The following is a 22,230-nucleotide window of genomic DNA, read 5'->3' as shown; positions in this document are numbered from 1 at the left end:
GCGGGCTCAGGCCTTGTGGAAGTAGGACGAGGCCGGCACACCGCCCCTCAGGAACTCCTGGAAGGTGATCCGCCCGACGGCGCGCTCGGGCGTCAGCTGGTAACCGGCGCGGAACGCCTTGCTCACCCGGCCCGGCACGAGCAGTTCGACGATCGGCTTCCGCTTGCCCTCCGCCGCCATATAGAGCTCGACCATCTCCCGGAAGCTGAGCACCTGCGGCCCGCCCATGTCGGCGACGCGGCCCGCCGGGGCGCCCATCGCCAGCGTGGCGAGCTGCGCCGACACCTCCGAGATCGCGATCGGCTGCGCCGCCCACCCGAGCGGGACCGGCACGATCGGCGACTTGGTCATGGTCCGGCAGAGCGAGGCCATGAAGTCGTGGAACTGGGTGGTCCGCAGAATCGTGTACGGCAGCCCGGAGGCCTCGACCAGCTGCTCCACCGCATGCTTGACCTGGTAGTACGAGTAGGGATGCCGGTCGACCCCCACGATCGAGATGTAGACGACGTGGGTCCCGGGCGCCAGCGCCTTCAGCAGGTTGCGCGCCGCCTGCACGTCGGTCTTGCCGGGCGGCTTGCTGGCCAGGTGGACGACCGTGCCGACGCCGTCCGCGGCCGCCGCGACGCCCTCGCCGGTGACCAGGTCGCCCTGATAGGGCCCGCCGGCGCTACGGGCCAGATTGCGCACCTCCCGGCCCGCCCGCCGGAGGTCCGCGATGACCTGACGGCCCAGGATTCCGGTGCCGCCGGTGACGAGAATCGTACCGTCCATGATGGTTTCCCGCCTTTTGAGGCATTTTCAGGATCCATACCCCATCACGACGCGCTGAACGAACTCACCCCACAGGCTCATGAATCCGGGGCCCAGGTCTGTCAGGATGGGGGGGTGAGCCATTCCCCGGCCGTGGTCCAGCCCGACCAGGAACTGATCATCGAGATCCTCAACGAACTCGACATCGACTTCACCTTCGACGCAGACGGCGACCTCGCGATCTCCACCGAGGCGCTCACGGTGTTCTTCCTGTTCGGATCGGAAGGCGACCTCTTCACGATCCGCACCTTCTACGACCGCCACTACTCCGTCGACGAGAAGCCGCTGCTGCTCACCGCGCTCAACGAGTGGAACGCCGACACCATGTGGCCCAAGGTCTACGCCTTCACGCCCGACAACGGCGTGATCCGCGTGATCGGCGACGCCCAGCTCTACATCGGCGCCGGGGTCACCTACGAACACCTCATGACGATCGTCGCCCACTGGGTGCGGTCGGCGATCAAGTTCCACCGCTGGCTCAGCGACCGTCTGGCCTTCGAAGAGGACGACGCCGAATAGTCCTGCCCAGCGCTTCTTCGAGGGTCTTGCGCGGGTACGGCGATCGCGCCACCGCCGCCTCGATGTCGATCTCGCCACGGTTCAGCCGCTCACACAGCGTGACGATCTCGGTGATCTCCGCTCGCTGACGCTCCACGAAATCGGGCGTCACCGGGTCGCCGTGGCCCGGCACGATCACCTTGGGCGCGGCTTCGAGCATCTTCTCCAGCGCCATGGGCCAGGCGCCCGGGTAGGAGTCGCCGAACTGCGGCGGCGCGCCATGCTCCACGAGGTCGCCGGCGAACAGCACCCCCGCGTCCGGCACGTGGACGGTGAGGTCGTGGCCGGTGTGGCCGGGCCCGGGGTGGCCCAGCAGGACCTCCCTGCCGCCGAGGTCGACGCTGAACGGCGCGCGCAGCGGCAGCACGACCGGCGCGGTCGCGATGCCGGGGAACTCGCCCGACCACTCGCTGACCTGCTTGTGGGCCGTGTCGACCAGGGCCTCCCGGCAGCCTTCGGTGGCGAAACAGGTGCCGAAGGCCGCCGTGCCGAAGGCGTGGTCGAAGTGGGCGTGGGTCAGCACGACCGTCCAGGGCAGGTCGGTGACCTCCCTGATCGCGTCGGCCCATGCCTGGCCGAAGGCCTCGTCGATGCCGGTGTCGACGACGAGACAGCCGGTCTCCCCCACGACGAGCCCGAGGGTGAGGTCGAGTTCGGGGTGCCGGCGGATCCAGACGCCGTCCGCAACTTCGATCATGGTCAGTGCTTACCACACCGGAACCCGGCCTGACCGAATTTCCCTCCGAGAACACCCCCGAAAAATCCGGATCGGACCGCAGGAGTCCGGAGCCGTCCGGCGCGCTCAGGCCTTGGCGAGCGCCGCGCGCAGCTCCTCGGCGGTGAAGCGGGACACGTAGGCGGGCCGGTCACGGTCGTGCCGCCATCCTTCGGACAGCGGGCCGACGTCCACGACGTCGAAGCCGAAGGAGTCGGTCAGGTCGGCGACGACCTTCTTCGCCTCGGGGTCGTCGCCCGCGATCGGCAGCGCCCGCCGGCCGGGCGTGCCCGGCGGGGTGCCGTCGGACAGCAGGTGGGCGGCCATGATGTTGTTGAAGCCCTTGACCACCCGCGAGGTCGGCAGGTGCTCCTGGAGCAGCCCCGACGGGGTCTTCGCGCCGGAGTCGATCTCCGGGAACCGCCCGTCGCGCTCGAAGTAGTAGTTGTTCGTGTCGATCACGATCTTCCCCGCGAGCGGCTCCACCGGCACCCGCCGGTACGCGTGAAACGGCACCGTGACGACCACGATGTCCCCCGCCTCGGCCGCCCCCTCGACGGTCGACGCGGACGCGGCCGGCCCGAGCGACTCGACCAGGTCCGCCAAAGTCTCCGGCCCGCGCGAGTTGCTCATCACGACGGTGTGCCCGGCGCCGACGGCCAGCCGGGCCAGGGCCGACCCGATGTGCCCGCTACCTATGAATCCGATGACCATACTCGGGGGAACCCGGGGCACAGCGGCGGAATTCCCGGTTCCGCCGGGCATCGGCCGACCTGGACGGCACCTTTAACCGTCGATCGCGACCACCCGCAGAGCGCCCTTGGTGACCATGAGCACCCGGCCGCCACCCAGGTCGTGGATCGCGTAGATGCGCCGCTCCCCCGTCCAGACCGGCCCTTTCGCGCTGATCAGATGACCGAAGGGCTGCGCGACGAGGAACGGCAGGACCCGGGGCCAGTCGAACGGGTGGTCGACGCCCGAGACCTCGGGCGTGGAGAGCCGCAGCTCCACGACTCGGCGGGACTCGGTCCTGGCCAGGCATCGATCGGCGTCCACGACGCGGAACACCTCGGCCAGGTCGGCACGGTAGAGCGGTTCCGGCAGCCGCCAGGCGTGGGCTTCGGTTCCGTCGCGGGGATCGAGCAGCCAGGCCCGGTCGTCGTAGCCCGACAGAGCCAGGTCGCCCCAGGCCACCGGCAGCACCGTCGCCGTCCTGGCGGGGGCCCGCCACACCACCGTCCCGGTCTCCAGGTCGACGGCCCCTACCGGCGTGTACCCCCGCCAGCCGCCGAAGAGGACCAGCGATCCGCACACCACGGCGTGCGCGCTCCACGACCTCATCGGCGCGCACCAGGTCACCGCGCCCGTGGCCAGATCGAGGCAGTGCAGATGGGAGCCGCCCACCAGGAGCCGGTCTCCCGCCAGGACGATCTCGCGCGGCCACCGCTCGGTCGGCACGTCCCACCGCACCGAACCGTCGCGGGGGTCGAGACACACCAGCCGAGTGTGCCGCTCGTACACGACGATCGCGTCGGGACGGACCGCGAGGGTTGCCGCGTGGCCGGCGATGTGGAGCGATCTCTCCCAGACGTGACGCACGGGGCGATCTTACAAAACCTTGTCTCTCCCGTGGACGACGTACTACATTGTCTCCTACAGAGACGATGTTCTGACGTGGTAGAAAGTGACCCACCAGGAGGCGGACAGATCGAGTTGAGGCACCATGACCGAGCGATTCCTCGGCGTACTCGGCATCGGCGAGGCGCTGGGGGTGAGCCGGCATGCGGTGCACAAATGGCGGGCCCGCTACCCGGCCGGCTCGGCCCACCCCTTCCCCGACCCTGACGTCGAGATCGACGGCGCCCCCGGCTGGCGCCCCGACCGCCTCGACGAGATCGTCCGCTGGCGCGAGGGCCTGCCCGGCCGTGGCGCCGGCGGCGGCCGCCCGTCGGCGGCCCGTCAGGACTACCTCAAGGCGGCCGTCGAACGCGGCCTCGACCGCGACGAGGCGCTCCGCGCCCTCGCGACGTTCACCGAAGAGTTCCCCGAGATGACCGAGCCGGAGATCTGCGCCTGGCTGATCGAGAGCTGGCGCCGCTGACCCCATTCGCGACAGAAGGCGATGACGCATGCCCGGAACCACCGCACCCGGATTCGAACCCGTCCTCGACGCGTTCGAGGACAACTTCGCCCACCACGACGAGATCGGCGCCGCCGTCTGCGTGTACGTGAACGGCGAGAAGGTCGTGGACCTGTGGGGCGGCTCCGCCTCGGAAGGACGGCCCTGGACCGAGGACACCCTCCAGGTCGTCTTCTCCACCACCAAGGCGATCACCGCCGCCTGCGCCCTGCACCTCGTCGACCGCGGCCTGCTCGACCTGGACGCCCCCGTCGCCGCCTACTGGCCGGAGTTCGGCAAACCCGACATCCCCGTACGCTGGCTGCTCACCCACCAGGCCGGGCTGGCCGCCCTGGACACGCCCGTCACCCCCGCCGAGGCGATCGCCTGGAAACCGGTGGTCGCGGCCCTGGAGGCGCAGCAGCCGCTATGGGAGCCGGGGACCGAATCGGGCTACCACGCCCACACCTTCGGCTGGCTGGTCGGCGAGGTGGTCCGCCGGGTCTCGGGGCGCTCGCTGGGGACGTACCTGCGGGAGGAGATCACCGGCCCGCTGGGGCTGGACTTCTGGATCGGGCTCCCGGCGTCGGAGTACCACAGGGCCGCCCGGATCATCTCCCCGAAGATCGACATGTCGGTCGACCCGGCGACCCTCCCCGAGGCGCTGCGCCCCTACTTCGACCCGACGTCGCTGACGATGCGGGCCTCGATGGCCGTGACCCCGTTCCTGGACCACAACGACCCCGCCGAACTGGCGGCCGAATTCCCCTCCTCGAACGGCGCCGGCACCGCCCGGGGGCTCGCGGGCTTCTACGCCGCGCTGCTCGACGGCCGGATCCTCAGCCCCGGCCTCCTGGCCCTGGCGACGACCGAGCAGGTCAACGGCGTGGACAAGGTCCTGCGCGTGCCGGTCAGGATCGGCCTGGGCTTCGGGCTGCCGACGCCGGACATGTTCTGGCACGGCCCGACGGCCTTCGGGTTCTCCGGCCACGGCGGCTCGCTGGGCTTCGCCGACCCTGCACGCGGCCTGGCCTTCGGCTACGTCATGAACCACGGCCGCGACCCGATCACCGACAAGCGCGCCGAAAACCTGGTGCGAGCCGTGCTCGCCTCCCTCTGCTGACCGCGGCACCACTGCCCGATCCGGCACAATTCGCGGCGTGATAGGCAATCGGATCACTCATCGCCTCGTCGACGGCGTCCGCGTCCCCGGCACGTGGCGGCACGCCTTCATCCGCAACGGCGGCACCCACTTCCTCACCGACCTGTTCATCTACGCCGACGGGCTCATCGACTGCTGGGGCCTGGTCACCGTCGAGGAGTTCTCGGACAAGCTCCGCAGCGGGTGGGTCGCCACCGACATCCCGGACGGCGCCGAGGCGTCCGCGCACGAACTGGCCCGGTGGACGTTCAGCGAGCCGTCCACCTGGCTCACGCCCGACCTGCTGCTGGCCGAGGTACGCGACACCATCGACGAACTGAACGGCCGCCCCGACTCCACCGAACGCTGCCTCGCGGCCGTGGACGTCTTCCTCGCCGACCGCAAGGACGTCCCGCTTCAGGTCCTGGTGGCCGGGCCCGGCGGCAGCACGTGGTCGTGGCCCGTCAGGCCCGTCACCCAGGAGGTGTACGACAGCGCCGTCGAGTATTTCGAGGAACGGGCCCGGTGGATCGCCGAGCAGCCTTCCCGGGTCCCGGCCGACGGACCGGTGACGTCGTTCGCGCCCGCCGTCCACCTGTACCACTCGTTTCCGCGGGAGCCGGCGCCCGACCCCGGGCCGCTGGGCCTGCGCCACGACTACCCCGCCCCGATCGCCGTCGGACCGGTGACCTACCCGTCCGCCGCCCGCGCCTACTGGGCGCTCTCGGTCGCCGACCCCGGCGTGCGGGAGGCGATCAGGACGGCCGAGACGGTCGCCGAGGCCCGTGCGCTGGCCGTCGACGGGCCGCGCCGCGACGGGTGGGAGCACGCCCGCACGGCCGTCATGGCCGACCTGCTGCGCGCCAAGTTCGACCGGCATCCCGCCCTGGCGGAGATCCTGCTGGCGACCGGGGACGCGACCATCGTCTACGACGACATGGAATCGGGGTTCTGGGGCGACAACGCCGGCCGGGGGCGCAACTGGGCGGGGCGTCTCCTCGAACTGGTCCGCTCGGAACTGCACGCCCGGCGGGCCGGCCTCCTGCCGTGACGGCGAGCCGGTGGTGCGGCCGGTCGGCGCCGGGTGCCGGGCGCACCCGGGGCGGCGGACGGTGCCGGGGTGGGCTGAGCCGTAACGGAAAAATTCCCGGGCCGGCCCTTGGACGGGACGGCCCGGGATTCGCGGATCAGCTGCAGCCGCTGGTGCTGCCGCAGCCTTCGCAGACGTAGCAGCTACCGGCCGGGCGCATCTTCGTGCCGCAGGTCATGCACAGCGGCGCGTCGGCCGTGAAGCCCTGGTGGCCCTCCAGGTGGCCCTGCTGCGAGGCCCTCACCGGCTCGGCGATCGGGACCGGCTTGGTCACCGGCGGCTCGATCGGGGCCGACTGGGCCAGGGCGGCGGTGTCGAGCTGGGCGGCCGGGTCTTCGCCGCGCTGCTGCGCGGCCCGCTCGGAGGCGGAGAAGATGCCGAGCGCGGCCCGGTCTTCGTAGGCCAGGTGGTCGAGCGCCAGGCGGCGGAAGATGTAGTCCATCACCGACTGGGCCATGCGGACGTCGGGGTCGTCGGTCATGCCGGCCGGCTCGAAGCGCATGTTGACGAACTTCTGCACGTAGGTGTCGAGCGGCACGCCGTACTGGAGGCCGATGGAGATCGCCACGGAGAAGGCGTCCATGACGCCCGCGAGGGTCGAGCCCTGCTTGGACATCTTCAGGAAGACCTCGCCGAGACCGTCGTCGGGGTAGGACGAGGCGGTCATGTAGCCCTTCGCGCCGCCGACCGTGAAGCGGGTCGTGATGCTCGGGCGGCTGTTGGGCATGCGGCGACGCGTCGGGCGGGAGACCTCGATGACCTTGGTCTCGGGCTCGACGACCGCGGCCTCCTCGGTCTTCTTGTTGTTGCCGGCCGACAGCGGCTGGCCGACCTTGCAGTTGTCGCGGTAGACGGCCAGGGCCTTCAGGCCGAGACGCCAGCCCTCGAGGTAGACCTGCTCGATGTCGTCGATCGTCGCCGACTCGGGCAGGTTGACCGTCTTGGAGATCGCGCCCGACAGGAACGGCTGGGTCGCGGCCATCATCCGGACGTGACCCATGGGCGCGATCGCCCGCTCGCCCATCGCGCAGTCGAACACCTCGTAGTGGGCCTCCTTGAGACCGGGGGCGCCGACCACGTGGGAGTTCTGGGCGATGTACTCGACGATCGCCTCGACCTGCTCCTCCTGGTAGCCCAGCTGACGCAGGGCGCGCGGGATGGTCTGGTTGACGATCTGCATCGAGCCGCCGCCGACGAGCTTCTTGAACTTGACCAGGGCCAGGTCGGGCTCGATGCCGGTGGTGTCGCAGTCCATCATCAGGCCGATGGTGCCGGTCGGGGCGAGCAGCGACGCCTGGGCGTTGCGCCAGCCGTTCTTGTCGCCCAGCTTGAGGCACTCCTGCCACTGCTTGGTCGCCTCGGCGTGGATCGCCTTGTCCATCGCGTCGATGGTGCGGACGGCGTCGTTGGCGGCGGCGTGCTTGCGCATGACCCGCTTGTGCGGCTCGGCGTTGCGCTCGTAGCCGTCGTAGGCCCCCACGATGCCCGCCAGCTCGGCGCTGCGGCGGTAGGACACCCCGGTCATCAGCGACGTGATCGCCCCGGCGATGGCGCGGCCGCCGTCGGAGTCGTAGGCGTGGCCCGTGGCCATCAGCAGCGCGCCCAGGTTGGCGTAGCCGATGCCGAGCTGCCGGTAGGCGCGGGTGGTCTCGCCGATCTTCTCGGTCGGGAAGTCGGCGAAGGTGATCGAGATGTCCATCGCGGTGATGATCAGCTCGGTCAGCTTGACGAACCGGGCGATGTCGAACGTGTCGTCGTCGGTGAGGAACTTCAGCAGGTTGATCGACGCCAGGTTGCACGAGGAGTTGTCGAGGTGGACGTACTCCGAGCAGGGGTTGGACGCGGTGATCCGGCCGGTCTCGGGGCAGGTGTGCCAGTCGTTGATCGTGTCGTCGTACTGGACGCCCGGGTCGGCGCACTCCCACGCCGCCTTGGCCATCTTGCGGAAGAGGTCTCTGGCGTCGATCTCCTCGATGACCTCGTGGGTGAGGCGGGCGCGCAGGCCGAACTTGCCGCCGGTCTCGACCTGGCGCATGAACTCGTCGCTGACGCGGACCGAGTTGTTGGCGTTCTGGTACTGGACGGACACGATGTCCTTGCCACCGAGGTCCATGTCGAACCCGGCGTCGCGGAGCGCGCGGATCTTGTCTTCCTCGCGCGCCTTGGTCTCGATGAACTCCTCGATGTCGGGGTGGTCGACGTCGAGGACGACCATCTTGGCCGCCCGGCGGGTCGCGCCGCCCGACTTGATCGTTCCGGCCGAGGCGTCGGCGCCGCGCATGAAGGAGACGGGCCCGCTGGCCGTGCCGCCGGAAGAGAGCAGTTCCTTCGAGGAGCGGATGCGGGACAGGTTCACACCCGAGCCCGAACCACCCTTGAAGATCACGCCCTCTTCCTTGTACCAGTCGAGGATCGACTCCATGGTGTCGTCGACGGCCAGGATGAAACAGGCGCTGACCTGCTGCGGCGACAGGGTGCCGACGTTGAACCACACGGGCGAGTTGAACGCGAACAGCTGGTGGACCAGGGCGTGCTTCAGCTCGTGGTCGAAGATCTCCGCGTCTTCGTCGGTGGCGAAGTAGCCGTTCTCGACGCCGGTCCGGGTGTAGACGCCCGTCACCCGGTCGACCAGCTGCTTCAGGCTCCACTCGCGCTGCGGCGTGCCGAGCGCGCCGCGGAAGTACTTGGTCGTCACGATGTTGGCCGCGTTGACCGACCAGGCCGCCGGGAACTCGACCCCGCGCTGCTCGAAGTTGACCGAGCCGTCGCGCCAGTTGGTCATGACGACGTCACGGCGCTCCCACTCCACCGCGTCATAGGGGTGGACGCCCTCGGTGGTGAAGATCCGCTTCACCTTCAGCCCCTTGGCCCGCCCACGCCGTGCGCGCGTGGATGTGCCGTTGACCGTCTCCGTCATGACTCCCCCTTGGCATGTGCCTTGAGTTGCTGGATCTCTGCCTCGAAGTCGGCGAGGGTCTCGAACCCCCGATAGACCGAGGCGAAACGTAGATAAGCCACCTCATCGAGGTCGCGCAGCGGCCCGAGGACCGCGACGCCGACCTGGTGGGCCGGGATCTCGGCGACACCTGACGCGCGGATGCTCTCCTCGACCCTCTGCCCGAGCTGCGCGAGCGAGTCTTCGCTGACCGGCCGCCCCTGGCAGGCCCGCCGGACCCCGGCGATGACCTTCTCCCTGGAGAAGGCCTCGGTCACCCCGCTGCGTTTGCTCACCATCAGCAGAACCGTCTCCTGCGTGGTGAACCGCCTCCCGCATTCGGAACAGGTGCGCCGGCGGCGAATCGCCCCGCCGTCTTCCGTCGACCGGCTGTCGACGACCCGGGTGTCGGGATGACGGCAGAACGGGCAATGCACGCCGTCGCCTCCTCACTGACCAGACGCTCGCGCACGCCCCCACATGTGATGAGGTGCGGCAAAGGAAACACAATCTATGGTTCGCTCAGTTGACCACGACCACTAGATGTTGTGGTTCCCCAACCCTAGAAGTGAGTCCCCTAGATCGCAACTCAAACCCCACGCCCCTCAAGGGCCTACTGACCTGGGACGTCGCGGGGAAGGTAGAGCGTCGTGCCTGGCCGGATGAGGGGGTCGGATAAACCGTTGAGATCCATGATCTCGCGAACGACGGCCCCCGGATCGCCGCCATCGCCGGCCGATATGGCGATCCCCCAGAGGGTGTCACCTTCCTGGACCGTTACATGCGGCAACCCCTGGACCGAGCGGGTCGTGGACGCGGTCACGGCAGCCCGCGTGCCCAGCCAGAGGACGGCCAAACTCAATCCCGCGATGAGCACGACGAGAACGATCCGACCGCGCCTGGTGAGCCGGAGGGGCTGGGTGGCTTCCTGACCTGTACGCCCGCCTCCGGGGGCGGCGGGGACGATCGGGTGTGGCGGGCGCTGGACGTCACCCCATCGCGGGGGCCTGGAAGAGGCGCTTCCCACCGGGGCGATGGAGGTGACGTCGCGACCGAGGGCGTGGTCATACCGAATGGCGCGGCCACGGCCGAAGATCCCATCGCGGCCCCAGAAGCCCTCGCGGCCCGAGGCCCCGTTCCGGCCTGAGGCGCCGCCATCATCCGAGGCGCCGTGGAGACGGGAGAAGCCCGTAGCGCCGTTGGAGCCCCGATACGAGGACACCCGCATGCCAAAGAAAGCCTGCGACTCCCACTCCGGGCGGGTCTGCCCCTCGGGGTCCCGACCCGGACCGGCCTGCGCCTCCGCGCCTTGCCGTGGCCCTACCCGACCCGCCGAACCTTGCCCTCGCTTGGCCTGCGCCGCCGGCCCCCGCTTCAGGCCCTTCTGAGCATCTGCACCCCGCCCCGGACCGGGCTGAGTCTTCGCGTCTTGTCTCGGGCCGGACCGGGCTTCGGTTCGCCGGACCGGGCCGGCCTCGTTTCCGGACTCTCCGGCCAGTGGCGACGGAACCAGAGTGAGGTGGCCGCGCCGTAGATGGGGGCGCTCCGCCGGGCGCGGATCCGCGGCCCTCGGCGGTCGGATGTTCGAGTGTGCGGGTGGAGTCGTAGGGGTGTCCTTCTGCGTGGGCTTCATCGTGAACCTCCTCGACTGCCCTGCAAGAAGGGAAGAAAGATCGCGCAAATCGAACACGATGTCGATCGAACTCCCGTACGATGTTGTACACCACGCCACCGACGTTTTCGAGGGCAATCGAACAACTGTTTGATATTGATCTTGAATCGCGGTAGCGTCGCTCTGTGCGACGCGAGGAACACGGATTGGGAGGTGCCCAGGTGAACAACGACGGGCTGGCCGGCCAGCGCGACGAGAGCGTGAGCGATCTGGCGGTTCGCCGCCGCGACTCGCTCGGGCTCACCCCCAGGCAGCGCAAGATCCTGGAGGTGATCCGCGACTCGGTCCAGCAGCGGGGCTACCCACCGTCGATGCGCGAGATCGGTGAGGCGGTGCAGCTCACGAGCACGTCGAGTGTGTCCCACCAGCTCACCGCCCTTCAGCGCAAGGGCTACCTGCGGCGCGACCCCCATCGCCCGCGCGCCCTCGAGGTGCGCCTGCCCGGCGAGCCGGTTCTCTGGGTCGATCCCGACGCCGCCGTGGAAGACTCCGCCTTCAACCGTCCGACGGCGGCCTATGTTCCCCTCGTGGGGCGCATCGCCGCAGGTGGGCCGATCCTGGCCGAGCAGAACCTCGAAGACGTCTTCGCCCTGCCCAAGCAGCTCGTCGGCGAGGGCACCCTGTTCCTCCTCCAGGTCTCCGGCGACTCGATGATCGAGGCCGCCATCGCCGACGGTGACTGGGTGGTCGTCCGCCAGCAGCCGGTCGCCGACAACGGCGACATCGTCGCCGCGATGATCGACGGCGAGGCGACCGTGAAGACCTTCAAGCGCAAAGACGGCCACGTCTGGCTGGTCCCCCACAACCCCAACTACGAGCCCATCCCCGGCGACGAGGCAACCGTCCTCGGCAAGGTCACGGCCGTCCTCCGCAAGCTGTAGTCACGACGGGTCGAGGGCGCCTGACCACCCGGACAGGCGCCCTTCCTGTGTCTGCAGCGAGGCTTCCCGCCGCCCGCGCGATCCCCGAACCAGATAGCCCGACTACACGGACGGGCGGCTTCCCGTGCCCTGTCGCGAGGCGAGCGCCCCCGAGCCGAAGCGCTCCGCCACGCAGACCAGCACCCCGCCCACGTCCTGCAGCGGCGCCGAGCGCCGCCCACATGATCCGAACCAGAGCGCCAAGCCTCATGGACAGGCAGCCCTCGCCTCGGTGCTGTGAGCACGTTTCGCGTCAGGCCCTCTCGAACCCTTCGCTGAGGGTGCGAACCGGAAATCGGGTTCCACCCTCGCAGGCTGGGCGTCAGTGGGCATACTGCGTTCCGCTGGTTCTCCGGTGGTGGTAGAGGAGAAGCCTCCGGGGCGGGTTGGGTACCCGCGTGTGTTCACCCCGGGGGCTTCTTTCTTGCCCGCCGGAACATCGGTTGTCAGCCAGCCCTGATCTACGCGGACGGTCCGATCCTCCCGGACGGGAAGGGTGCTCTCATGCGCTCACCCAGCTGCGGCCTGGGGGCGGTAAATGCCGATGCAGGGCGGGATGTCCCGTCATACGCTGTTTGCGTGGACTTTGATCGTTTGACGGTGGAGCAGGCCCGGAAGCGCGACGGCACCAAGTGGGTGCAGGCCGGTCCTGACGTGATCCCCGCCTGGGTCGCCGACATGGACTTCCCCGTGGCCGACCCCATCCGCGACGCGATCATGCATCGGGTCACCACCGACATGGGCTACCCCGACTGGCCCTGGGAGCAGCCCGGTCTCCCGCTGCCCGAGGTGTTCGCCGAACGCATGGCCGCCCGCTACGGCTTCCATCCCGACCCCGTCCACGTCAAGCCGTTCACCGATCTCAACCAGTCGCTTCAGGCGCTCCTCGACGTCCTGACCGAGCCGGGCGAGGGGGTGCTCACCCACACGCCGACCTACAACGCCTTCCTGATGACCATGGAGGCGATGAACCGGCCGCCGGTCCCGATCCCGCTCGTCCCCGACGGTGAGACCTGGCGGGCCGAGCTTCCCGCCGACCCGGGTGGCGCGCGGGTGCTGCTTCTGGTCAATCCACACAATCCGACAGGACGCTGCTTCACCCGTACAGAGCTGGAGGAACTGGCCGATTACGCCGACCGGCACGACCTCGTGGTGATCTCCGACGAGATCCATTCCGATCTCGTGTTCGCCCCGAACGAGCACATCCCGTTCGGCCTGCTGCGCCCCGAGCGCACGGTGACGATCACGTCCGCCAGCAAGGCCTTCAACATGGGCGGACTGCACTGCGCGATCGCCCACCTCGGCTCTCCCCGGGCGCGGGCCGCGCTGGCGACGCGGCCGCCGGCGCTCTACGGGCAGCCGAGCGTCCTCGGCGTCGCGGCCACGGTGGCGGCCTGGCGGCAGTGCGACGCCTGGCTCGACGGGGTCGTGGCCGTCCTCGACCGCAACCGTAAGACGCTGGCGCAGCGGCTGCCGGCGGGATGGACCTACCGGGTTCCGGACGCGACCTATCTGGCCTGGATCGACACCGGCATTCCCGACGCGGCGGCCGTTCTGGAGCGCGAGGCCCGCGTCAAGGTCGCGCCGGGGTCGATCTACGGCGCTCCCGACACCTGGATCCGGCTGAATTTCGGCACCTCGGGTCCGATCCTGGACGAGATCCTCGACAGAATCCGGATATGAGCGACGTCGCGCATTATCTCCGGTTACTGGAAGACCAGTGGGAACTGGCGGACTGGGGCACCATCACCTGGATCTCGGGACTGGAACCCGCCGACGTGCTCGGCGTTCTCGGCGGCGATCCCTCATCCGGACGCACGCTTTCGTTCACCGGCGCCTATGACTCGGCATCACGCGAATTCGAGACCCGGGGCGCCCACTGCACCGAGATTCTCCTTGACCGGGCCGGGTCGTGGCTCGTCTGCATCGAACCCCTGGGAGACGAGGGTTCGGACCCCGACACGGTGTCGGCCCTCTCCCAAGGCGGAATCGCCTTCTCCCTTCTGTTGCACCCCGCGTCCTCCCACCGGTTCACCTACGCCGCCGGCGGCGAAACACTCCTGATCGTCGAGTGGCTGAGCGAACCGATGATCAGCGGTCCGATATCCGTGGACGAGGTGATCGGCGATGTCCCGCTCCTGAGCGAGGACCTCGATTCCTCCGACTGGCAGGCGAACGTGCTGGCCCTCGCCGAACACATCACCGGATTCCGCCTCACCACCGAATGGCTCGGCGAAGAGCACCCGTGTCACCGCAACTCCCGCCCGGCCCTCAGCTATGGAAGCGCACGCGGCTGATCAGCCGTTCGCCCAGGTCCCCCACGGCTGGGACGTCCCATCCCTCACCTGCGTCCACCGCCGACGGCGAATGGGAGGCCTGGTATCTCGACACCCTGGCATGGACGACGCGTTTCGGGGCCACTGAAACGACCGGCCCGCCCGAAGCAGGCCGGTCGCCTCAGAGCGTCAGCTGCAGGAGATCGGTGAGGGCACCGCGTTGGTGCCGTTCCACGTCCCGTTGAAGCCGAACGTCACTGCGCCGTTGGCGGGGATCGAGCCGTTCCAGGTCATGTTGTTCACCGTGACCTGCGACCCGCTCACCGTGTGCTGGCCGCTCCACAGCTGGGTGATGGTCTGCCCGTTGGGGAAGTTCCACCGGACCGTCCACCTGGTGATGGCCCCGGCCGTCGGCCGTACCGTCACCGCGGCCTGGAATCCGCCCGGGTGCTGGTTGGTCACCTGATAGGTCGCCACGCATCCACCCGGAGACGGCGAAGGCGAGGGCGATGGCGACGGACTGGGCGAAGGCGACGGGGAAGGCGACGGAGACGGGGAAGGTGACGGAGAGGGCGACGGGCTGGGCGACGGGCTGGGTGAGCCCGAAGGCGACGGCGAGGGTGAGGTCCCCGGCGGCACCGGGGCGATCAGATACGGCTGCAGGATGTTCTGCTTGGCCGTCTGGACGGTCACCCAGTCGTCCAGGACGATCCCGCCCGTGTCACCCGAGTTCGGGTTCCACGACCAGTAGGTGAACGACATCCCGTTCACGCCCGTCCCGGTGTACTTCATCAGCTCCGTCAGCCAGATCCGGTCGACGTTGCTCGTCATCGTCGTGCCGAACTCGCCCATCATGATGGGCGCGATGTTCTGCTTGTACAGGTAGCCCCAGTACCGGTCCCAGATGGCCGGCATGTTCGCGGGGTAGGTCGGGTCGGAGAACCAGGACTGGTTGTAGACGGACGTCGCGTACTCATGCGGCGAGTACACGAGCCGGTTGGCCACGTTGAGCCGAACCGGGAACTGTCCGGCCTTGGAGAGGTTGCCGCCCCACCATCCGCAGTCCTCGTCGTTCGAGGTGTCGTTGTCCCACACATTGGACAGACCGCCCGACGGGCACGAGACGCCCTCGACGAAGATCAGCCAGTTCGGCTGGACGGCGAGGATGGCGTTTCCGGCGCGTTCGGCGGCCAGCCGCCAGTCGCGGGTCTCGACGCCGCAGCCCCAGCAGGCGCCGGTGGCGTTCGGGTTGGTGCCGTCGGCGTGGGGTTCGTTGTGCAGGTCGGCGCCGATGACGGTGGTGTTGCCGGCGTACCGCTGCGCGAGCATGCGCCAGTCGGCGATCCAGGTCGCCTCCGAGACGGTGGAGGTGTACCAGAGGGCCGACTGGCCGGCGCTGGTCGGGCGGTGGCGGTCGAGGATGACGCGCATGCCCTTCGAGCCGGCGTACTCGATGACCTTGTCGAGGATCTGCAGGGGTGACAGGCCGACGAGGTCGGGGTTGGTGAAGTCGTTGATGCCGGTCGCGACCGCGCCGGGCTTGAGCGCGTCGTTGGAGAACGGGATGCGCAGGGTGTTGTAGCCGAGCTGGGCCATGTGGTCCAGCTGGGACCGCCACGTCACGCTGGCCCACAGACCGTGGAAGGTCTTGTTGTCGGTCTCCATACCGAACCAGTTGATGCCGGTCAGGCGGACCGTCGCGCCGGTGCTGTCGACGATCTTGTTGCCGTTGGTCCGCAGGTAGCCGGTCCCCGTGCCGGCCGCGTTGGCGGGGGCGCTGATCGCCACGAGGAGTCCCGTGATCAGCGTGAGCCCCGCCAACCAGGCGGTGAATCTGGACAAGAGTGCCTCCAAAGCGGGGGCACGCCTGGCCGTCGAGCCGGAACGGGTTCAGGCATGCCCCGCCGAGGCATGCCCTGACCGCACGCCCGACGATGTTCGAGATATCGGCTCGGGCGCCAATGCTGCTCCTACGGAACGATGTTGACCAGCTTGGGCGCCCGCACGATGACCTTGCGGGGGGCGCCGTCGAGGTGAGCCTTCACCTTCTCTGAGCTCAGGGCCAGCACCTCCAGATCGGTGTCCGAAATGTCGGGTGAAACTTCCAGGCGGTCACGCACCTTGCCCGCCACCTGGACGACCGCGGTCACCGAATCCTGCACCAGCAGCGCCGGGTCGGCGACCGGCCACGTGGCGCGGGCGACCGAGGGCTGGTGGCCCAGCCGCTCCCAGCCTTCTTCCGCCGTGTACGGCGCCACGATCGACAGCATCACGGCCAGCGCCTCGGCCGCCTCGCGCACGGCGGGGTCGGCGGCGCCGGGGCCCGAGTCGATCGCCTTGCGGGTGGCCGAGGTCAGCTCCATCAGGCGGGCGACCGCCACGTTGAAGCGGTGGGTCTCGACCAGCTTGGTGACCTCGTCGATGGTCCGGTGGACGACCTTGCGCAGCTCCAGGTCACCGGCCGCGACGTCGGTCCCGGCGCCGGACGCGTCGGTCATCACGCGCAGCGCGCGGGCCAGGAACTTCAGCGACGCGGCCGGCGAGACGTCGGCCCAGTCGATGTCGTCTTCCGGCGGGCCGGCGAACACCATGGTCAGCCGGACCGCGTCGACGCCGAAGTTGTCGATCTGGACGCCCAGGTCGACGCCGTTGCCCAGCGTCTTCGACATGGCCTTGCCGCCGTTGATGACCTGACCCTGGTTCAGCAGCCGCAGGAACGGCTCGTCCCAGGTGATCATGCCCATGTCGTGGAGGACCTTGGTGAAGAACCGGCTGTACAGCAGGTGCAGCACCGCGTGCTCGACGCCGCCGACGTACTGGTCGATGGGGCCCCACTTCTCGGCCTTGGCCAGGTCGAAGGGGCCGTCGTCGAACTTCGGGTCGAGGTAGCGCAGGAAGTACCACGAGCTGTCGACGAAGGTGTCCATCGTGTCGGTGTCGCGCTTGGCGGGGCCGCCGCACGACGGGCACGGCACGTTGACCCAGTCGGTGGCCGAGGCCAGCGGCGAGACGCCCTTGGGCGCCAGGGCCTCGCCGCGCAGGTCGGGCAGCACGACCGGCAGGTCGGCGTCGGGGACGGGGACCTCGCCGCACTCGCCGCAGTGGATGATCGGGATCGGGGTGCCCCAGAACCGCTGGCGCGACAGCAGCCAGTCGCGCAGGCGGTAGTTGACCGTGGCCTTGCCGGTGCCGCGCTCGGCCAGGATCTCGATGATCTTCTCGATGGCCTCGGTCTTGCCCAGGCCGTCGAGCGGGCCGGAGTTGACCAGCTTGCCCTCGCCGGGCGTCGCCTTGCCGCTCTCGCCCGGGTCGGCCATGCCGGTGTGGACGACGACCTTCACCGGCAGGTCGAACTTCAGCGCGAAGTCGAGGTCGCGCTGGTCGTGGGCCGGGACGGCCATGATCGCGCCATGGCCGTAGTCGGCCAGGACGTAGTCGGCGGCCCAGACGGGGATGCGCTCGCCGTTGACCGGGTTGATCGCGTGGACGCCCAGGTAGACGCCGGTCTTCTCCTTCTCGGTCGACATGCGCTCGATGTCGGACAGCTTGGCGACCTCGGCGCGGTAGGCCTCCAGGGCCGGGCGGCGCTCCTCGGTGACGATCTCGGCGGCCAGCGGGGCGTCGGCGGCGACGACGAAGAAGGTCGCGCCGTAGAGCGTGTCGGGGCGCGTGGTGTAGACGGTGACCGGGTCTTTGCGGCCCTCGATCTCGAACTCGACGTCGGCGCCGGTGCTGCGGCCGATCCAGTTGCGCTGCATGGTCAGCACGCGGTCGGGCCAGCCGCCCTCCAGGCGGGCCATGTCGTCGACCAGGCGGTCGGCGTAGTCAGTGATCTTGAAGTACCACTGGGTCAGCTCGCGGCGGATGACGTCGGCGCCGCAGCGCTCGCACTTGCCCGCGACGACCTGCTCGTTGGCCAGCACCGTCTGGTCGTTGGGGCACCAGTTGACCAGGCCGCCCTTGCGGTAGGCCAGGCCGCGCTCGAAGAAGCGCGTGAACAGCCACTGGTTCCACTTGTAGTACTCGGCGTCGCTGGTGTGCAGGCGGCGGGTCCAGTCGAAGGAGATCGCGTAGCGCTGGAAGCTGGCGGCCTGCGTGTCGATGTTGCTGTACGTCCACTCGGCCGGGTGGGCGTTGCGCTTGATGGCCGCGTTCTCGGCCGGCAGGCCGAAGGAGTCCCACCCGATCGGGTGCAGGACGTTGTAGCCCTTCAGGAACCAGTAGCGGGCCACCACGTCGCCGATGGCGAACACCTCGGCGTGGCCCATGTGCAGGTCACCCGACGGGTAGGGGAACATGTCGAGCATGTAGCGCCGCGGCCGAGGGTCGGCGTCGTCCTCCACGACGGCGAAGGGCTTCAGTTCCTCCCAGCGGGGCTGCCACTTGGCCTGGAGCGCCTGGGGGTCGTATACCTGCTCGTCCACGTATGATCTCCTGATTTATCGACGCCTGCTTCTCCGCATAAGAAAACCCCCCGGGCTCAGGCACGAGGGGCGGCCGCGTCGAGGCTGCTGTCAGCTCGCTCGACGCGGCCCGGTAAGAAGCAGGTTCGCGGCACGCATAGGCCAAGGGTAGCGCAGAACGCAAGGCGCGACTCGCGCATCGAATCCGCCCGATCGAACAGGCTTCGACGAATAGGCGTGGATCTTACACCGAGAGTAAAGTGACGATATCGGATGGTGATAGATCCATTGTGACCTCGGTTGTCCCTTTCGTTTACCCTCATCTCGTGAACCCTGTCGACCCGAGGCATGGCCCGGACTTCCCGCAGGCGGACCTTCCGATGCAGGATCCGCCGACCGACCCCACGGGCGAATCGTTCAGGGGGCTCTTCTCCAGTTTGGCTGCGCCGCCCCCCAGCCCGCATGAGATCATGCCAAGCACGTCTAATTCGGGCATGATCTCGGGAGGTTCCATGCCCTCGGAGCACAGCGATCCACGGCGCGGCCCGGCCTGGCCGGAAGTCCCGCCAGCCTGGCCCGAGGTGCCGCCGCCCGCCGCCTCGTACCCGCCCAATCCGGTCGCCGCACCCCACGGCCGACCTGAGCAGGCCCCCTTCGGCGGCCCCGGTCCTTCACCCGGCGGCTCGTTCCCGCCCAGTCCGGTCGCCGCCTGGCCCGAGGCCCGGCACGAGCCCCGGCCCGACCACCAGACCGGCCCCCAGAGCCCGCCGATCCCCCAGGCCCCGTTCCAGGAGCATCCGCCGTTCCCGGTGCCGCCCCCGCCGCCGCCCCCGGTGAGCCCGTTCGGCCCGGCCGACGACTACCCCGCCTTCGGCGGCGCGAACACCCCCGACTTCCCGCCCGTCAGGGCCGGCAGCGGACCGGTGTTCCCCCCTCCGATGAACCCGCCGGGTTTCCCGGAGCAGCAGGCCGCCCGGCAGCCCGCCCGGACCAACACGGGCCCCGGCTTCCCCGAGCTGCCGCCCGAGGAGGGGCCCTGGGCCTCGGCGCCCAACGTCTTCCCGAGGGCCGACGACCGAAACCCGTCGTTCCCGCCCCGGCCGGTCGAGCCCGGCCCGCAACCGCAGCAGCAGCCGCAGCCGCAGCAGCCGTTCTCCTACCAGGAACCGGCCACCACGTTCGGCACCCCGCGCGGCCCGTTCGACCCGCGCGTGCCCCAGCCGCCGATGGACCAGCAGCCGTTCCCGCCCGCCCAGGCCGTCCAGACCGCCGCGCCCGCCACCGACCGCACGGTCACGATGGGCCCGCCCGGACAGGCGGCGCCGCCGCAGCAGACGGCCCAGCAGCCGGCCCCGCCGATGAACCCGCCGGCGCCCCCGCAGCAGCCGCAGCAGCCGCAGCAGCCGCAGCAGCAGGGTTACGGCGGCCCCACCACGGGCGAGCACCTCGTGCAGCAGCTCCCCGGCGACGACCCCTACAAGCCGTTCGTCACGGCGGGCCAGATCAGCGGCCCGAAGACGCCCCCGGCGGCCCGGCAACAGGAGCTGTGGGAGACCGTGTGGGGCGACGGTCAGCACACGACCGACGATGACGACGACGACGAGAAGGGCAAGCCGGTCTGGCTGTTCGCGCTCGTCGGGTCTGTACTGGTCGCGCTGATCGTGGCGCTGCTGTGGGCGTTCCTGGCCGGGCCGCTCAGCTCGGCCGCCGAGCCCACCGCCGCCCAGCCGGCCAAACCGTCGGCCAAGCCGTCGGCCGCCAAGCCGGCCGCGAACGCCGGGTCGGGCGGCATCCCCGAGTACGAGGGCGAGAAGTCGGCCGTCAAGGGGACCGTCACCGACGAGGCCGCCGGCATCTCGGTCTCGCAGCTCGGCGGCCAGTGGAAGACCGACGCCGACACCCAGACGGTCATGTCGACGTACGGCTACTCCACCCGCCAGTTCGTCAGCGCCGGGCTCACCTCCAAGGGCAAGCCGTGGTTCGCCACGGTGATGACGGGCAAGCTGCCCGCCGACCTGGCCTCGCAGTACAAGTCGCCGACCGACATGCGGCCGGTGCTGAACGGCGTGGTGTTCAAGGCCCGGCAGTCGATCTTCCCCAGGCCGAACAAGGTCGCGAAGGTCGGCGCGCAGAAACTGCCCGGCGGCCTGGGCCAGGCCGCCGCCTACAAGGTGACCGACGACGGCGGCGGGACCCTGGTCGTGGTGGCCGCGGTCAACACCGGCGCCGAGGTCCCGTCGATCGTCTACATACAGGTCCCGGATCTGCGCGACGACCTGCTGCCCGACGTCAACACGATCCTCGACTCGATCAAGAAGTCCTAGAACTCGCAGGTCATGTGCTTCGTCCCGTTGATGAAGCTGGAGAACAGCCGCTCGGGTGAGCCGCCTTCGATGGCGGGCACCCGGGTGAGCAGCTCCCGGAACATGACGGTGATCTCGCGCCGGGCCAGGTGGGCCCCGAGGCAGAAGTGGGGCCCGGGGCCGCCGAACCCGACGTGGGGGTTGGGGTTGCGGCCGATGTCGAACCGCAGCGGGTCGTCGAAGACGGCGGCGTCGCGGTTGGCCGACCAGTAGTAGAGGACGACCTTCTCGCCCTTCTTGTACTCGTTGCCGTTCATGACGTAGTCGCGCGTCACCTTGCGGCGCATGTAGTTGACCGGGCTGGCCAGCCGGACGATCTCCTCTACCGCGCCGGACGCGAGGCCGTCGACGTCGGTGAGCCAGCGCGCCTTCTGGTCGGGGTTGACGGTCAGCAGGCGCAGGCCGTACGAGATGGCGTTCCGCGTGGTCTCGTTGCCTGCCACCACGAGCAGGATGAAGAACGAGCCGAGTTCCTGCAGCGTGAGGCGTTCGCCGTCGATGTTGGCGTTGACCAGCGACGAGATGAGGTCGTTGGTGGGGTTCTTCTCCCGATGGGCGGCCAGGTCCTGGACGAGCTGCTGCAGCTCCAGCCCGGCGGTGAGCAGCGCGGTGGCGATGGCCTCGGGGTCGCTGACGTATTCGGGGTCCTGCGCGCCGAGGATCATGTTCGAGCGGTCGAAGACGAACCGGTAGTCCTTCTCCGGGATGCCCATCATGTCGCAGATGATCTTCAGAGGCAGCCGGGCCGCGACCTCCTCGACGAAGTCGCAGCCGGGCCCCTTCTCCAGCAGGTCGTCGACGATCTTCGTGGCGGCGACCGCGACGTCGTCCTCGAACTGCCTGATCATCTTGGGGGTGAAGGCCCGGGACACGATGCGGCGCAGGCGGGCGTGCCGGGGGTCGTCCATGCTGATCATCGAGCCGAAGTACTCGACGAACTCCGGCGGCATGTCGACGATGTTGGTCGCGCCGCCGTCACCGGAGCAGAAGATCTCGGGGGTACGGCTGGCCTCCAGAATGTCCGCGTGCCTGACCAGGGCGTGGTAGCCGAGGCCCTGACTGGCGAAGGAGACCGTGGGTTCCGCGTAGAAGGCGGGTCTGTCGAGGTCGCGGAGCAACTGGAAGGAGTGTTCCCGGTCGGCCATCGGCCGCTTCCAGAACTCCCAGTCCGACAGGTCGACATCGGCGGCCGAGGTGATCGGCGGCATCGTCATGAGTGGAGCCTCCG

Annotated in this window: 18 protein-coding genes; 8 read left to right on the top strand and 10 right to left on the bottom strand. The window is 69.5% G+C overall.

Translation table 11 applies throughout. The features are described from left to right. Positions 1 to 6: 6 nt before the first annotated feature. Positions 7 to 771, bottom strand: coding sequence for an SDR family oxidoreductase (locus FDA94_RS15925; RefSeq protein ID WP_137247837.1), 765 nt, complete (start codon positions 769 to 771; stop codon positions 7 to 9). A 114-nt stretch (positions 772 to 885) separates the two neighbouring features. Here FDA94_RS15925 and FDA94_RS39205 point away from each other — a divergent pair, with 114 nt between their 5' ends. Then, on the top strand, positions 886 to 1,329 hold the full coding sequence (locus FDA94_RS39205) for a YbjN domain-containing protein (RefSeq protein WP_062334923.1): 444 nt from the start codon (positions 886 to 888) through the stop codon (positions 1,327 to 1,329). On the opposite strand, the gene FDA94_RS15915 is transcribed toward FDA94_RS39205, so the two are convergent. From FDA94_RS15915 to FDA94_RS15905, 3 genes are all read right to left on the bottom strand, one after another. After that, on the bottom strand, positions 1,289 to 2,065 hold the full coding sequence (locus FDA94_RS15915) for an MBL fold metallo-hydrolase (RefSeq protein ID WP_170990967.1): 777 nt from the start codon (positions 2,063 to 2,065) through the stop codon (positions 1,289 to 1,291). The genes FDA94_RS39205 and FDA94_RS15915 overlap by 41 nt on opposite strands. 105 nt (positions 2,066 to 2,170) lie before the next feature. Continuing rightward, on the bottom strand, positions 2,171 to 2,797 hold the full coding sequence (locus tag FDA94_RS15910) for an NADPH-dependent F420 reductase (RefSeq protein WP_137247834.1): 627 nt from the start codon (positions 2,795 to 2,797) through the stop codon (positions 2,171 to 2,173). A 72-nt stretch (positions 2,798 to 2,869) separates the two neighbouring features. Then, positions 2,870 to 3,682, bottom strand: a complete 813-nt coding sequence (locus FDA94_RS15905; RefSeq protein ID WP_137247833.1) for an outer membrane protein assembly factor BamB family protein — start codon at positions 3,680 to 3,682, stop codon at positions 2,870 to 2,872. 124 nt (positions 3,683 to 3,806) lie between these two features. On the opposite strand from FDA94_RS15905, the gene FDA94_RS15900 reads away from it, so the two are divergent. The 3 genes from FDA94_RS15900 to FDA94_RS15890 are packed head-to-tail and all read left to right on the top strand — an operon-like array spanning position 3,807 to position 6,394. Continuing rightward, positions 3,807 to 4,184, top strand: coding sequence for a hypothetical protein (locus tag FDA94_RS15900; protein ID WP_137247832.1), 378 nt, complete (start codon positions 3,807 to 3,809; stop codon positions 4,182 to 4,184). Positions 4,185 to 4,212: 28 nt separating this feature from the next. After that, on the top strand, positions 4,213 to 5,325 hold the full coding sequence (locus tag FDA94_RS15895; protein ID WP_137247831.1) for a serine hydrolase domain-containing protein: 1,113 nt from the start codon (positions 4,213 to 4,215) through the stop codon (positions 5,323 to 5,325). A 37-nt stretch (positions 5,326 to 5,362) separates the two neighbouring features. Then, entirely contained in the window at positions 5,363 to 6,394 is a 1,032-nt protein-coding gene (locus tag FDA94_RS15890) for an NADAR family protein (protein WP_137247830.1), read from the top strand. A gap of 136 nt (positions 6,395 to 6,530) precedes the next feature. On the opposite strand, the gene FDA94_RS15885 is transcribed toward FDA94_RS15890, so the two are convergent. The 3 genes from FDA94_RS15885 to FDA94_RS39200 form a co-directional block, all read right to left on the bottom strand. Continuing rightward, entirely contained in the window at positions 6,531 to 9,350 is a 2,820-nt protein-coding gene (locus FDA94_RS15885) for a vitamin B12-dependent ribonucleotide reductase (RefSeq protein ID WP_137247829.1), read from the bottom strand. Next, entirely contained in the window at positions 9,347 to 9,805 is a 459-nt protein-coding gene (nrdR, locus tag FDA94_RS15880) for a transcriptional regulator NrdR (RefSeq protein ID WP_062334935.1), read from the bottom strand. The genes FDA94_RS15885 and nrdR overlap by 4 nt, the downstream gene beginning before the upstream one ends. Before the next feature lie 176 nt (positions 9,806 to 9,981). After that, positions 9,982 to 10,245: a LysM peptidoglycan-binding domain-containing protein gene (locus FDA94_RS39200; RefSeq protein WP_170990966.1), complete on the bottom strand. Its 264-nt coding sequence runs from the start codon at positions 10,243 to 10,245 to the stop codon at positions 9,982 to 9,984. A gap of 971 nt (positions 10,246 to 11,216) precedes the next feature. Here FDA94_RS39200 and lexA point away from each other — a divergent pair. The 3 genes from lexA to FDA94_RS15855 all read left to right on the top strand — a co-directional run bounded on the left by lexA (position 11,217) and on the right by FDA94_RS15855 (position 14,257). Continuing rightward, positions 11,217 to 11,921, top strand: coding sequence for a transcriptional repressor LexA (lexA, locus tag FDA94_RS15870; RefSeq protein WP_235966260.1), 705 nt, complete (start codon positions 11,217 to 11,219; stop codon positions 11,919 to 11,921). A gap of 618 nt (positions 11,922 to 12,539) precedes the next feature. Further along, positions 12,540 to 13,643 (top strand): MalY/PatB family protein, encoded by a 1,104-nt coding sequence (locus tag FDA94_RS15860; protein WP_246059954.1) that lies wholly within the window; start codon positions 12,540 to 12,542, stop codon positions 13,641 to 13,643. After that, complete coding sequence (locus FDA94_RS15855) at positions 13,640 to 14,257, top strand: DUF6461 domain-containing protein (RefSeq protein ID WP_137247825.1); 618 nt, start codon at positions 13,640 to 13,642, stop codon at positions 14,255 to 14,257. The genes FDA94_RS15860 and FDA94_RS15855 overlap by 4 nt, the downstream gene beginning before the upstream one ends. A gap of 168 nt (positions 14,258 to 14,425) precedes the next feature. Here the strand turns inward: FDA94_RS15855 and FDA94_RS15850 are convergent, their stop codons facing one another. Together FDA94_RS15850 and leuS are read right to left on the bottom strand one after the other, a co-directional pair. Further along, positions 14,426 to 16,078 carry a cellulase family glycosylhydrolase gene (locus FDA94_RS15850; RefSeq protein ID WP_212735342.1) on the bottom strand — a complete coding sequence of 551 codons (1,653 nt, stop codon included), beginning with the start codon at positions 16,076 to 16,078 and terminating at the stop codon, positions 14,426 to 14,428. A 128-nt stretch (positions 16,079 to 16,206) separates the two neighbouring features. Then, positions 16,207 to 18,660: a leucine--tRNA ligase gene (gene leuS / locus FDA94_RS15845; RefSeq protein ID WP_137247823.1), complete on the bottom strand. Its 2,454-nt coding sequence runs from the start codon at positions 18,658 to 18,660 to the stop codon at positions 16,207 to 16,209. A 491-nt stretch (positions 18,661 to 19,151) separates the two neighbouring features. Here leuS and FDA94_RS15840 point away from each other — a divergent pair, with 491 nt between their 5' ends. Beyond that, positions 19,152 to 20,963, top strand: coding sequence for a hypothetical protein (locus FDA94_RS15840; protein WP_137247822.1), 1,812 nt, complete (start codon positions 19,152 to 19,154; stop codon positions 20,961 to 20,963). Here FDA94_RS15840 and FDA94_RS15835 read toward each other — a convergent pair. Further along, positions 20,960 to 22,216: a cytochrome P450 gene (locus tag FDA94_RS15835; RefSeq protein WP_425460151.1), complete on the bottom strand. Its 1,257-nt coding sequence runs from the start codon at positions 22,214 to 22,216 to the stop codon at positions 20,960 to 20,962. The two genes, FDA94_RS15840 and FDA94_RS15835, sit on opposite strands and share 4 nt — an antisense overlap. Positions 22,217 to 22,230 lie beyond the last annotated feature (14 nt).

The sequence above is a fragment of the Herbidospora galbida genome (assembly GCF_005233835.1).
GTDB lineage: Bacteria > Actinomycetota > Actinomycetes > Streptosporangiales > Streptosporangiaceae > Herbidospora > Herbidospora galbida.
The sequence above is the reverse complement of the archived record's forward strand: the minus strand, read 5'-3'. Positions and strand labels throughout refer to the sequence as shown.

Coding starts and splice junctions, on each gene's coding strand:
- FDA94_RS15925 (WP_137247837.1), bottom strand. CDS start 771: ATGGACGGTACGATTCTCGTCACCGGCGGCACCGGAATCCTGGGCCGT.
- FDA94_RS15915 (WP_170990967.1), bottom strand. CDS start 2,065: ATGATCGAAGTTGCGGACGGCGTCTGGATCCGCCGGCACCCCGAACTC.
- FDA94_RS15910 (WP_137247834.1), bottom strand. CDS start 2,797: ATGGTCATCGGATTCATAGGTAGCGGGCACATCGGGTCGGCCCTGGCC.
- FDA94_RS15900 (WP_137247832.1), top strand. CDS start 3,807: ATGACCGAGCGATTCCTCGGCGTACTCGGCATCGGCGAGGCGCTGGGG.
- FDA94_RS15895 (WP_137247831.1), top strand. CDS start 4,213: ATGCCCGGAACCACCGCACCCGGATTCGAACCCGTCCTCGACGCGTTC.
- FDA94_RS15885 (WP_137247829.1), bottom strand. CDS start 9,350: ATGACGGAGACGGTCAACGGCACATCCACGCGCGCACGGCGTGGGCGG.
- FDA94_RS15855 (WP_137247825.1), top strand. CDS start 13,640: ATGAGCGACGTCGCGCATTATCTCCGGTTACTGGAAGACCAGTGGGAA.
- FDA94_RS15840 (WP_137247822.1), top strand. CDS start 19,152: ATGCCCTCGGAGCACAGCGATCCACGGCGCGGCCCGGCCTGGCCGGAA.
- FDA94_RS15835 (WP_425460151.1), bottom strand. CDS start 22,216: ATGACGATGCCGCCGATCACCTCGGCCGCCGATGTCGACCTGTCGGAC.